The organism is Paenibacillus sp. FSL R7-0179 (assembly GCF_038002265.1).
In the GTDB taxonomy this organism is placed as follows: Bacteria; Bacillota; Bacilli; order Paenibacillales; family Paenibacillaceae; genus Paenibacillus_AQ.
In genome coordinates, this window is record NZ_JBBOCC010000001.1 from 2,229,938 (window position 1) to 2,242,262 (window position 12,325).

The following is a 12,325-nucleotide window of genomic DNA, read 5'->3' on the forward strand; positions in this document are numbered from 1 at the left end:
GATGGAGGGACAGAGGTTGAAGAAACGCAGATTGAACGGTACCAGAATCAAGGCAATACTGATTATGCTCATGCTTGTCCTGCTGCTTACAGGCTGCGCGCAAGGCACGGCTCATATGACCGTGAAGAAGGACGGCTCCCTGGATCTGGCCTTCAGTCTTATGCTGGACGCCCGGGCAGAGAAGCTGGTCAGCGGCAAGGTGGAGGATCTGCTCTCTGAGCGGCTGGCAGCTGCAGGCATAGAGCTGAAGAAGACAGCAAGCGGCAAATCCACCGAATACCAATTTCAGAAATCCTACGCCTCCATGGAGGAATTGAAGAACAGCAGCAGCGGCTTTGATATTGTGGAGGCTGAAGTAGGACAGAGTGACAGGTGGCTGTATACCAAATACGACGTTGTAGCCCAGCCGAAGCTGAACGCCTACTCCGATGAGATTATCGACGGTCTGGGCAGCTTGAATGTTCCGAAGTCTCTGGTCCGGCTGCTTATGGGCAGCTTCTCCGTCGATTTCAAATTGACCATTCCCTATGATTTATACGGGGCTAATAATGCGGCTGAGCAAGACGGCAACACGTTAACCTGGCATGTGTCCCTTGCGGATTCCGAGCCGATCCGGCTGGTCGTCTATGTACCGGATATCAGGAATATTGCGATTACAGCAGGCGTTATCTTGCTTATTCTGGCTGTACTTCTAACATGGTTTATCAGAAAAAGAAAGCTTCGCAAGCTTAAGGCTCCGCCTGAAGGCAAGGCGCCTACTCATCGCCCGGGACCGCTCTAAGCTTCGTGTGGAAGCTGTCCCGGTACTGGCCGGGGGTCATCCCCTCCTGCTTGCGGAAGGAACGGATGAAATTCTGTGAATTGTTGTATCTCAGGCGGGAGGCGATATCCTTCACGGGCATATCGGTCTCCTCCAGCCATTTTTTGGCCATTTTGAACCGGTACATGGTCAGGTAATCACTGAAATAATACTGCGTTTCCTTGCGGAACACACTGCTGATATAATTGGCGTTATAATGCAGCCGCGAAGCACACTCCTCCAGCGTCAGATCCTGGTCATACTCATGCTGGACGATGTCGATCAGCTTCTCGGAGATGTTATGATACTGGGCGTTCTGCCTGCTGTGGAAGATAACGATAACCGGCTGGATCACGATGGTCCAGAACCAGTCCTCAATCTCAGCCACGATATGGAGATCGGTCAGCTCCTCGAACAGGGAGCCGCCCGCGTGGTAGATCTGATTCAGCGTAATTCCCGATTCCTGCATCATAATGAGCGTATTGTTCAGCAGCCGGGTCAGTGGAATCTGATATTCCTGCGGCGACAGTCCCAATGCAAAAATACACTTGAACAGCTTATGCAGCAGCTCCTTCGCCTTATCGCTGTCCGCCAGCTTGATGGCATCCATCAGGTCATTTTCCGTGTGGGTCGGATAGTTGAGATTAAGATAGTGCTTGCCGGAGTTAATATTCTCGTACTGGATAATGATGCCTTTGCCCAGAGTAATCCGGTGCTTTAGTGCTTCCAGACTCTCCCGGTAGGCAATGGACATTTTGTCAATCGAATGAAACGGCAGGCTCAGCCCAATGCTGACCTGCAGCTTCAGGACCCCGTTAATCTCCTGCTGGAGCTTCTCCGTAAGCGCATAGAGCCTCCGGTGAAAAGCTTCCGTGCTCTCATCCTCACTGCCGATGACGACAGTCAGGGCATGGCCCATCATCACAGGGGTTAGCCTGTGCTGCGCAGAGACGAGCTCCTGAGTCATATTATGCGCAGCGAATAACAGCAGATTGAGATCCTTTTTCTCATAGCTGTTCTCCTCGGAGAAGTCGATGCTCAGCGTAATGACAGCCATCGTCTTCCACTCCTCAACTTGCTTGCCGTACCCGTATTGCTCCAGCTCCTCCATCAGCTCGCGTCTTCTCAGATTGCCTCCGAATGCCTGAATCAGAAAGAAGGTCCGCACCTGTCCGAGATGCTGGCTGACCTCCTTCTCCAGCTGTGACTTCGATTGGAACAAGGAATGCACCTGCTCGCCGATAAGCTGGAATTCATCCGTACGCCCTGCCCGCAGACCTGGACGGCGCAGTCCAATCTGGGTGAGCAGCCGTTCGATAGGCGTGTACATGCGCCGGGAGCCCAGCCACGCCAGCAGCACAGACAAAAGCAGCATGAACGTGCAGACGAATACCGTGTAGGTGCCGATTTTGCCCGATTCGCGGGTCAGACTCTTGATGGAGGTGGCCGACAGATAGATCCAGCCGTTCAGCTGGGAACGCATATAGGTGATTGAATAATCGGCTTCATTAAGCTTGGTCTTGAATTGTCCCGACGGCTCGGCGGCAGAGGCGATCTGCTGGAAACCCGTGAATCCGGCCGCTGTGGCCGGCTCTCCGATCAGCTTGCGGTCCGGATGCAGCAGAATCCGTCCGCTTTTGTCCAGCACCATAATACTGTCCAGCGGCTGCATATTGGGATTAATGAAGTCCTGAAGACTGCAGGCCGGAATGTTGGCCAGAGCCAGTCCGTATTTCTGCAGCTTGGTCGTCGGCAGCTTCTTAATCAGGCTGATGCTGTAATTGCAGCCCGTCACATTAATGCTCTCTTCGCTGTAGAACAGGGAGGAGGGGTTCAGTACCCAGGAGGAGGAGCCCTCCACATTCATCAGGTTAGTGAGCTGTTCGTAATTGCGGTATTCATTCAGCCGATAGAGTCCGGAATTCTTAATCATCCAGTTCTGTCGCTGGTTGAGCAGGATGACATCCTCCAGCCGCGTATCGAAGGACTGCATATTACGGATCTCATTGCGGATGTCATTATATAAAATGAAATCGTTTTCATTCAGCGGGTTGTTCAGCGCCTTCTTCAGCACCGAAGAGTTGACGACCTGGTTCAAGGTCTGGTTGACAGTATTCAGCTTATGCTCTACATTTGAGGTGATTTGTAAAATGAGTTCCTTTTTGCTTTCGTTAACATTTTTTTGAATTTCGCTGGAGGATGTGAAGTAGGAGAACGAGCCAATGAACAGCACCGGCAGGATGCTGATGGCGAACGCAAACATAGTTAATTTACTGAGAAAGCTAAGACGTTTCAACAGAGTTCAGCACCTTTGCATGAAATAGGGAAATCACTGTCTTAAGTGTATGCATCACGAAGGATAATAACAATAATCATCTGGTACCGCAATAATCATTTTCTCTAATCATTCATACATAAGCTACATTATTCAATAGATAGGCTTCTAGAGCAGATAAATAATACGCTTCAGGGGGTTATGGAATGTTCAACCGGTTAACGGGCAGGAAGAATACTCTGGCAGGGTGCTTCATCCTGTTCTTATCGTTCATGATGTTAAGCGCTTGCAGCGGGGGAGAGTCTGAGCGTTCCGATTCAGCGGGTGCCCCGGCTCCGATCTCAATTCTGGCACCGCTGCATTTTCCGCAGACGCCTTCGGCGGAGCTGATCGACGAGATTGAGAGACTGACCGGGACTCAGCTCGATATTACCTGGGTGCCGGAGGGCGTCTACACCGACAAAATGAATACCGCACTGACCACCGGCTCCCTCGGCAAAGTGACGTTCGTGAAATTCACCGATTATAATCCGGTCAAGAATATGATCCGCTCCGGCGCTTTTTGGGAGATTGGTCCCTATCTGGCGGAATTTCCAAATCTCAGTCAGCTGAATGCGGCGATTCTTAAGCAGACCTCGGTGGACGGCGGAATCTATGGCCTTTATACGGAAAGACCGGCCTCCCGGCAGGGCATTATTATCCGCAAGGACTGGCTGGAGAAGCTGCACCTCAGTCCGCCCGGAACACTGGAGGAGCTGTATGAGGTGATGAGGCAGTTCACCATGAATGACCCGGACGGCAACGGCAAGGCAGATACCCTCGGGCTGGTGGACCGTAACGATCTGGTGTACGGGGTATTCAAGACGTTAAGCTCTTATTTCGGCACGCCAAATAACTGGACAATTGAAGATGGACAGTTCATTCCGGAATTCGCCACGCCTGAATATATGAACACGATGAATTTCATGCGCAAATTATACAAGGAGGGGATCATTAACCAGGATTTCGCCCTGACCAGCAAAGAGGTACAGCGCGACAAGTTCATCCGGGGAACGGCGGGGATTTTCATCGGGAGCATGACGGACGTGCAGCGGCTATCCATTGAGGCCAAAGTGATCAACCCCAAGGCGGAGCTGACGCTGACTAACCGGATTAAGGGTCCGGACGGATATAAGGTATGGTCCATACCCAAGTACAACGGCTTGTACCTCTTTTCACGTAAAGCCATTGCTACCGAGCAGGAGCTGAAGCAGGTGCTCGGATTCTTCGACCGCACAATGGATGAGGATGTCGCCAACCTGATGGCTTACGGCTTCGAGGGCCGCCACTATAAGCTGGACGGGGAGGGGAAGGTGATTCTTCCCGAAGAGACATCCCAGCTGCGGGTGTATGAGGTCAATCCGCTCAATTCCCTGATGATCGCCGATGTAGGCAACCCGCATATCAAGGAGGTCGCACAAAAGGAGCAGCTCACCGCCCTGGCCGACCAGCTCAGCCGGGATAACGAGCAGTTCCTGGTCGATGATCCCACGGTGCCGCTAACCTCGCCGACCTATGACGAGAAGAACGCCGAGCTCTCCGCCATCATCACAGACGCCACCTACAACTATATTCTCGGCAATATCGACGCCGCCGGCTTCGCCGGAGAGGTCGAGAAATGGAACGCCAGCGGCGGCAGCCTGATTATTCAGGAGTATGGGGAGGCGGCGGCGAGGGAGCGGGGGGTGGAGGAGTGAGGCAGAATGAGTTTGTAAGAAAGGGTAAGGAACATTTCGAAACTGCAATACTTCCTAAACTCCGATTGATTTCTGAACAGGTTGTCAATAATATGATGATTTTCATTGAAGGTTCGGTTGCATATGGATTCTGTGATGAACAATCGGATATTGATTTAGATTATTATATCGACATGGATATTGATGGGGATATCCGTCAAAGAATCAGAGAACTTTTTACAGGGGAAACATACTGGCATCAAGGAGTACGAGTATCCTATGGGTTTAGCGGAGCGTATTGGAAATTTGATCTCCTTATGAATGATGAAATGGATAGATTCTGGAATGAGTTTGATCCTTATGCGTTAAACAATATTATGAGAGCTATTCCAGTGTGGGACCCAAGAGGAGTATTGGCATTATCGCAAAAAAAGGTTGAATGCTATCCGGATGAGATTAAAAAGAAGATTATTCGTGGTCTATGGGTTACAATTAATGACAGTGGACAGTACAATTTCTGCGAAGCATTGAAAAGAAACAATATAATTGAAGGACGGATCTATCAATATAGAGCAATAGAAGCAATGCTCAGGCTGGTATATGTCCTAAATAATCAATATTTTTATCCAACGAAATGGTTATCAGCGGGATTAGTTAATTTACAAAAGGATTTTGGGTTAAGAGATGCTCTTGATAAAATAGCTGCATCACATTGTGAAGAAGATGATTATAAAGAGTTTATGAAAGTCCATGAAAATATAAAGCAATTTATGATTAAGCATGATTCGATTGAATTAGAGTGTATTGACAACTACAGTATGATTTTTCAAAAACCGTTTCATATTTTTAGTGCATTTTAGATCAGACATTATGGAGGATTGATTACACTGTGAATATTCAATTACATAAGATAACCCCTGACTTGGAACAGGAGTGCACTCAATTGAGCGTAAGCGCCGGGCAACTGGGCATGGTGGCAAGTAATGCCGACTCACTTGTACATGCGACCAACGAACCTACCTCTGTACCCTACGGCATTTTCAATGAAGAAGAGATGGTCGGATTTATTCTGTTTGATAATGAGAGATATACAGACGGCTATTATTGGATTCTGAGATTTATGATTGACGGAAGATTTCAGGGCAAAGGGTATGGGAAAGCAGCAATTAAAGAGGTAATTAAGATGCTGAGCAGCCGCGAGGATTGCACACAGATCAGGGTATCGCATATCCCGATTAATCTAGCGGCTAATAAGCTCTATAAGAGTGTGGGATTCACCGAGACTGGGGAGTTTGAGGACAACGGGGATATTATTTTGGGTTATATGATGTGAGCATTTTTCTAGGCCTTGAGTGAATCCTCAAGGTCTTTTTTTGTGCCCGAAACTATTCATAACTCTATTCATGAAATTGAGCAGGATGGCCATTGTACCAATAGTGGCAACCTTAATGCCAAAATTTTAAATTTTAGGAAAAATACATAATTAGTACTTGATTAATGAATCGACCACTGGTATATTTTGTATAACATAAAAGGGATTTTATTCTATAAATACAAATTAAAGAGGAAGGGTGGTTAGGATTTGCAGGCAACGACTACGATGTTATCGGAACTGGAGGAGTATTTGCGGCAGAAAGGATTATCGATTACGGAATTTGCCAAGCGTTCTCAGCTTCATTCGGGGACACTCAGCAATATTCTTCGCGGACACCGGCCTATTGCGATGCAGCAGCTAGATCGGATTACCGAGGCTATGGGACAGGAGAAAGGATACTTCTATGACTTGTATATCGATGATTATATTATCCGTGGTTCCTCAGACTGGAGAAGGATTGGACCGCTATTGCTCCGCTGTGCTGACCTGAACAAATTGGGCAGTATTCAGCGCCTGGCCCGCCATATTATGGACAATCTGATGTACGCTCCATTGTTGTTTGATAGTGCAGAAGAACTCTTCAAAGCCGGGAAAAAGGAAGCTGCTGCTGCTATCTACGAGATTGTTGCTGAAGCCGAACGCTACCAGCATTCCGAACGGTTGGCGCTATGTCATTTCAGGCTGTTTACCATCTCACTCAGCGATGACCAAAACCGGAACCTGTGGGCAGCGAACCAATTTGAGCCTTTTGTTGAACGGCTTGATGAAGTTGATCAGCTCGATGCACTGAAGGAACTCGCCAATACATACCGGTCTTTACAGCGCTGGGACAAGGTCGATGAATGTGCTGCCAAGATGGGGCATAAGGCTAGAATACAGTATGACCTTAAGGTCCGGCAAGAACACAGAGCAACAGAACCCGCGAAGCTCCCCGGCAGACCGCTGTTTTTCTACATTGCATACAGTGATTTGTTGCGCGGGAATGTTTGTGATGAGCTTGGGAACTATGAGGGAGCTTTGGGCTACATAAGCCGTTATGCTGATTTAAGATGGGTGAGAGAGCAGGGGGATGAGGCTGAGCATTGGAAGAGTCTGTTTATGGAGTGGTCAGAAGCCAATACTTGTCTAGCAAGGCTTTGGAGCGGGGAAAAGGAAATTATTGAACGATATAAAATCTATATAGAGAAGCATAAAGTAACCGGAAGTTGGCACTTGATCGGCGGGCTACATTAATGTATGAACTTGCATTTTACCATTTGCACAAAGGCGATTATCCTAAAGGTTTCGATTTGTTGTTAAAAACAATAGAAAATTTCCAGCAGATAAACAATGAGAAGTATATACTGGAAAGTGTAACTCTATTTGAAAGGTTTAGAAATATTGCCAGTCAAGAGATAAAAGAACAGTATCAAACTTTACTTTTGGGAGGGAATTCTCATGAAGAAAAAGGCAGTTATACTTCTTACGGTTCTTAGTATTATTTTCGTACCAATTGTGACAGTACCAAGCATACCGATTTCCTCTGGCATAACTTTATATACTCATGGTGACGGTTAACTAATTTTGGGAGGAGATTCTCATGAAGAAAAGGGTCGTTATACTTCTTACGGTTCTTAGCATTGTTTTAGTACCAATTGTTGTAGGGCCAAACGTACCTAGCTCTCCTGGAATTTCATTATTCAATCACGGGGAAGGCTGATTAATTCCTCGAACCCTTAGAACAGTATCATCCTATAAGCTCAACTTAAAGTCCTGCTACAGATTGTTGTGGTGGGATTTTTCAGTAACGAAAGAGGTGTTGAGAATGGCTCAAACCAATATCAATATTTGCATTGATGAAGACTTGAAAAAAGAAGCGGAATTGCTTTTTTCAGATTTGGGATTAAACATGACAACGGCGATCAATATCTTTGTTAGACAGTCACTACGTCAAGGTGGAATTCCTTTTGAAATCACAACTCAGACTGATCCTTTCTATAACCCGTCCAACGTCAAATGGAGTCGTCGCATTGATGACACCAGCCGCTTAGTATATCGTATCCAAAGTGCTATTCCCAGAATAGAGCTGTTGATGCAAAAGAAGGCCAAGCCGCTTCAGCGGTGGGGCTTAGCTATGGAACTAATCCGTGATACAGACGATATATTCTCCGCGGCCCCTGCCTGATTTAATTACGCCCAATTCTTTAAGTCTTGAAATATTCTTCGCAATACTTGAGGAGGAGGCATCCAGTGTATTATCAAATAATTGTCTATGGAAAACCTCACCATCCTCCATCCTGCTAATCCATTCAAACATCGTTTTGGCATGTCCTTTGCCCAGCAATTCACGAGTATGTTTGATTTTATCGTAATGCTGCAGTTGTCTAAGAACCTTCGTAAGTGATGCGTTAACGCACTCCAGATAAAAAACAATGAATGGTTTTAAATTACCTTGTGTGGCCTCCATCAGCGTATCATAGTAATCTTCAATTCTTTTATCGAAGAATTACTCAACACTAAATGCATCCTTGATGGTGGCTAAATCACTATGAATCAACCCGACCAAGGTAGAAAATGCACGAGCGGTTCTTCCATTACCGTCAGGAAAAGGATGGATATAGCCAATTAGATGGTGAGTTATCCCAGAAATGATGAGTGGATGGAGTTTTTTGTTAAAATCAGCATTTGTAGTATCATACGGGTTACTGTATCCGGTTACGCTGGTATACAACCAAGCGAAGTAAGCCTGCATGAGACGCGGAACCTCAGTAAAGGCTGGGGGCTGATAACTGACATGTGACATGTCCATCACCATCATGAGGAGCTACTGGAATATTTCTATATCCTTCGGGATAACCGGTCAATTCTTTCATTAAAATATATTGTATTTTCTTTGGTACAGACTCATCCATATCTGAAAAGTCAAGGGTTGGATTTAAGGTGAGCTTTTTGTTTAATCGTCATTGGATTTTTTTGTAATTTTGATAAAGCTGTTCAACCTCTTTGAATTCCAGTTTGTTTTGTTCGATTTTGGTAGTGAAATGAGCTGTCTTAACCAAAGAGTTAATTAAAATAGTGGACGTTAAAGGATGGCTTTTTAAGCCGAGTCTTGCTAATGCACCTATATTCCTCTCCGCTTCTAAAATAAGCTGCTGAATCTCATAATCAAAAGGATTTATTTTCGGCTGATACACTAACCTGTCTTTTGCGTTGTCGAAATGTTTATATGCAAATACGTAAGTCACTATTACTCCACCTTTTACACTTTAAGACTCAGCAATATCAAGGGTTTAAAGCTAATTGTATTGTAGTCGATTACATCTATGAATAAATCGAGCAACTTCATATCTATTAAGCCACGACTTGCGAAATTTGCTTAGTAGGCTGGGATCATTGACATCTTTTTATCGTGCCATATGTAGAAAAAAACTTGAACGAAAAATCGGGTTTGAGTGTTCCGCCAAATCGGTGTTGAACAAGTCATAAATAGACTGTCGATTATTTAATTTGGAGCGTTCATTGTTCAACTTAAGTCACCAAAACATGCCTCTCAGATCAATTTAGAGCCATTTAAGTAGTTTGTTTCTTTACTCTTAAAGAAAGTTGATCTGAGACAAAGAGCAACGGAATTAATCGATAGTCTTATAAACAAAGCTATACTCCACTAACTTGTCCATGCGTCGTAACCAGTCTTTTTTATAATAAGTATGTTGTAAAATTCGGATATATGGGTAAGTGCATTATTTCAACTTTACCAAGGGGATTCACTTTTAATTAAACGAAAGATATCTTCTATATCTGATTCCTTAAAAAAGTAACCTCCAACTTCAGTAGCATTCTTATGATAGAAATCCTCAAAAGAGGTACCAACATCTAATGAATATAGGGTAGTGTAATCCCAAACATCGGAAAGCGAGTATTCTTTATTTTTGGAAGCTTCCATCACTAATACTAGATTATCTGATATGGAAAAGTATATTTTTTTACTCGAAAAGCGAAATTTATTGTCCATAATTTGAAGAGCCTCCTGTGGAAATTATAAGAATAATTTAGCACAAAATATATAATTTTGTAATAAAAAATCGTAAATCTCTTGTAATTCCATATATTGGAATCTATACTTTAATGAGATTACTGGCCAGTATCTAAAATTTCAATCAAGGAGTGGTAGATTTGAAGAAGATGTTTACTGTGTTATTTTCACTAATATTGACTTTGTCCATTTCGTCTTCAGTCTTTGCTGATAATAACGGAACGATAAATCCAGGAAGTGAATTTGCGCCTTTAACAACTTCTAAGGACTCTAGCGAAGCTCTTCATCACAGTGTGGATGAAGAGGGTAGGACCACTATAACATCTGGTACATTTGTTGAAGGCGGCGAAACCAGAACCCTCTACTTTTATAAGGAATCTGAACTTATCCAAAACAAAACCACTGATAAAATCAATGAGCCAAGTTACAGTTTAAAAGCTGGTGCAGTTTCCTACGGGCGGCTTGATATTTCAATTAGCGCTACTTATCGTACTGTTTATTCTTGATGGAAGGTAACCTTCGAACCAGATACACAAGTGTCAAAAGTGGATCTTAATATGGTGCTCCAAAAGAGTTCTGCATTTATGGGCAAACGGAGAGACAAGGCTCTTCTTAACCGAAGGTGGATACTCTAATTTTGAAGAAAATCAAGCACAATTCACTGATGTTTCTGATGGATATTATCGGACAAAGATGACAGGAAGAATTCGTACAATAAATCAGGGGTGGCTGACCCTTGCACCGGGTAATTCAAGCACAGTTTCAGTTCCTGGATCTATTTAAGCTTTCTCTTTGGTTATAGTATCTAATTATCAATAATGTTTTGATGTTCTGATGGATGGTATTCTAAATTAGAGAATTTTTACCTAATCTCAGCCCATCAATATGCGAAATGTTAAAACCTAGAACGGTTTGATGATTAGGGCTGGGTTTTATCCAGCCCTTTATTCTAGAGATTTAACCATGAGGTAATGATCTTCTTGGACTAATCTGAGATACAAATGATATATCCTCGCGGCTCATGCCCGATTACTCATTACTTCAATTAATAGATTTGCTCCCAACTTGAACCCATGATGAAAGGCAGCTTCCACATGCATGCTGTTCACGCTGTCGCACAAGTCCAAATATTCCTCCAGCTCTCTAAACACTTCCTCACCCAACCGTTCACGCCATTGCTGTGTCTCTGCTGCCACCTGTTTGCATGCGAAACGATATTCTGGATGTGACGGCACAATAGTCATATTGGGTTGAAGCTTCCCATGGTACAGGGCTTCCAGAATTGTTTTCATGTTTGTCCTCCCATTATGTTCATCACACCGCTTGAATGAGATTCCTGCACATGGTAGGATATTTATGCAGTCTGCTTATCCAAGCGGTTGCGGGATAGGAAGTAGCGGTGTTCTTCTCGGGACTTACGCTGCTTCCTTCTTTATTTTTGGAGCTCGTCAAACACCTTTTCAATTCCCTTGCGGATAACATCGGAACGGGTCGTTTGGAGCTTTTCGGTGCAAGCATCAAGCTTGCTTAAAATCTCTTGATCGACACGTACCCGGATCAATTCGCTTTTGGGATTGTCAGATAGTGGACGGCCCATCTTTTTGGACGACATCGCTTCACCCCACTTTTTGTGTCCATGATAAGTATATTTATGTGGCAACAAAAAGTCAATGAGTTCCTTCATGATTGATCTATTTTTCAGCCGAAAAATGAAGCTAACAATAATAAAAGTGCAGAACAAGATAAGAATAATGGTAAAGGGAGAGGATTGGGTTAATGAGAGGTCAAGTCTATGTAGAGTATAGACGGTTAGGTTTTTTTGCTGTACAGACTGAAGACAATTATTTTTCCATCATTGAGGTTCAAAATAAACTCCCTTCCTTAGGAAACAAATTAATTGGAGATCTTGATTCATTGGGTGAAAAATCACTATACAATGAAACAACTCAAGAAGAATTAAACGTATCCGTTATATCTACACAATTAACCTTGGCTGAAGCGAAGAGTTATATAAAGAAAACTGTAAGAGGAAAGTAGTTCTCATGAAGATGCGCTTAAAATGTTGCAGATAATGCATCTCTGAATTGCCCATATCAGGACACTACAAGGGAATCTTGCACGAAATGCAGGAATTTTCTCTTTGGGCGGG

The 12,325-nt window shown here is 44.3% G+C and carries 15 protein-coding genes and 1 pseudogene; 10 read left to right on the plus strand and 6 right to left on the minus strand.

What is annotated here, in order from left to right:
* Positions 1-16: 16 nt before the first annotated feature.
* Positions 17-781: a hypothetical protein gene (locus MKX63_RS09925; RefSeq protein ID WP_341016800.1), complete on the plus strand. Its 765-nt coding sequence runs from the start codon at positions 17-19 to the stop codon at positions 779-781.
* Here the strand turns inward: MKX63_RS09925 and MKX63_RS09930 are convergent.
* On the minus strand, positions 756-3,095 hold the full coding sequence (locus tag MKX63_RS09930; RefSeq protein ID WP_341016801.1) for an AraC family transcriptional regulator: 2,340 nt from the start codon (positions 3,093-3,095) through the stop codon (positions 756-758). The genes MKX63_RS09925 and MKX63_RS09930 overlap by 26 nt on opposite strands.
* Positions 3,096-3,280: 185 nt before the next feature.
* Between MKX63_RS09930 and MKX63_RS09935 the strand changes: the two genes are divergently transcribed.
* The 7 genes and pseudogenes from MKX63_RS09935 (at position 3,281) to MKX63_RS09965 (ending at position 8,328) form a co-directional block, all read left to right on the plus strand.
* Positions 3,281-4,810 (plus strand): extracellular solute-binding protein, encoded by a 1,530-nt coding sequence (locus MKX63_RS09935; protein WP_341016802.1) that lies wholly within the window; start codon positions 3,281-3,283, stop codon positions 4,808-4,810.
* Positions 4,732-5,649, plus strand: a complete 918-nt coding sequence (locus tag MKX63_RS09940) for a DUF4037 domain-containing protein (protein ID WP_341016804.1) — start codon at positions 4,732-4,734, stop codon at positions 5,647-5,649. Before MKX63_RS09935 ends, MKX63_RS09940 begins: the two co-directional genes overlap by 79 nt.
* 83 nt (positions 5,650-5,732) lie before the next feature.
* A complete protein-coding gene (locus tag MKX63_RS09945; RefSeq protein ID WP_341016805.1) occupies positions 5,733-6,122 on the plus strand; it encodes a GNAT family N-acetyltransferase in 390 nt (129 codons plus the stop codon).
* Positions 6,123-6,389: 267 nt separating this feature from the next.
* A pseudogene (locus MKX63_RS09950) lies at positions 6,390-6,488 on the plus strand (hypothetical protein); the annotation flags it as partial.
* A gap of 84 nt (positions 6,489-6,572) precedes the next feature.
* A complete protein-coding gene (locus MKX63_RS09955) occupies positions 6,573-7,397 on the plus strand; it encodes a hypothetical protein (protein WP_341018690.1) in 825 nt (274 codons plus the stop codon).
* Positions 7,397-7,639: a hypothetical protein gene (locus MKX63_RS09960; protein ID WP_341016806.1), complete on the plus strand. Its 243-nt coding sequence runs from the start codon at positions 7,397-7,399 to the stop codon at positions 7,637-7,639. Before MKX63_RS09955 ends, MKX63_RS09960 begins: the two co-directional genes overlap by 1 nt.
* Before the next feature lie 329 nt (positions 7,640-7,968).
* On the plus strand, positions 7,969-8,328 hold the full coding sequence (locus MKX63_RS09965) for a type II toxin-antitoxin system RelB/DinJ family antitoxin (protein WP_341016807.1): 360 nt from the start codon (positions 7,969-7,971) through the stop codon (positions 8,326-8,328).
* A 321-nt stretch (positions 8,329-8,649) separates the two neighbouring features.
* Here the strand turns inward: MKX63_RS09965 and MKX63_RS09970 are convergent, their stop codons facing one another.
* The 3 genes from MKX63_RS09970 to MKX63_RS09980 all read right to left on the minus strand — a co-directional run bounded on the left by MKX63_RS09970 (position 8,650) and on the right by MKX63_RS09980 (position 10,155).
* Positions 8,650-8,961 (minus strand): Fic family protein, encoded by a 312-nt coding sequence (locus tag MKX63_RS09970; RefSeq protein ID WP_341016808.1) that lies wholly within the window; start codon positions 8,959-8,961, stop codon positions 8,650-8,652.
* Between the two features lie 142 nt (positions 8,962-9,103).
* Complete coding sequence (locus MKX63_RS09975; protein ID WP_341016809.1) at positions 9,104-9,388, minus strand: hypothetical protein; 285 nt, start codon at positions 9,386-9,388, stop codon at positions 9,104-9,106.
* 506 nt (positions 9,389-9,894) lie between these two features.
* Entirely contained in the window at positions 9,895-10,155 is a 261-nt protein-coding gene (locus MKX63_RS09980; protein WP_341016810.1) for a hypothetical protein, read from the minus strand.
* A gap of 161 nt (positions 10,156-10,316) precedes the next feature.
* On the opposite strand from MKX63_RS09980, the gene MKX63_RS09985 reads away from it, so the two are divergent.
* Positions 10,317-10,682 (plus strand): hypothetical protein, encoded by a 366-nt coding sequence (locus MKX63_RS09985; protein ID WP_341016811.1) that lies wholly within the window; start codon positions 10,317-10,319, stop codon positions 10,680-10,682.
* Positions 10,683-11,195: 513 nt separating this feature from the next.
* Here the strand turns inward: MKX63_RS09985 and MKX63_RS09990 are convergent.
* Together MKX63_RS09990 and MKX63_RS09995 are read right to left on the minus strand one after the other, a co-directional pair.
* Entirely contained in the window at positions 11,196-11,468 is a 273-nt protein-coding gene (locus tag MKX63_RS09990) for a DUF6809 family protein (protein ID WP_341016814.1), read from the minus strand.
* Positions 11,469-11,608: 140 nt separating this feature from the next.
* Complete coding sequence (locus MKX63_RS09995) at positions 11,609-11,860, minus strand: CopG family transcriptional regulator (protein ID WP_341016815.1); 252 nt, start codon at positions 11,858-11,860, stop codon at positions 11,609-11,611.
* Positions 11,861-11,952: 92 nt separating this feature from the next.
* Here MKX63_RS09995 and MKX63_RS10000 point away from each other — a divergent pair, with 92 nt between their 5' ends.
* Positions 11,953-12,213: a hypothetical protein gene (locus tag MKX63_RS10000; protein ID WP_341016818.1), complete on the plus strand. Its 261-nt coding sequence runs from the start codon at positions 11,953-11,955 to the stop codon at positions 12,211-12,213.
* Positions 12,214-12,325: the final 112 nt, after the last annotated feature.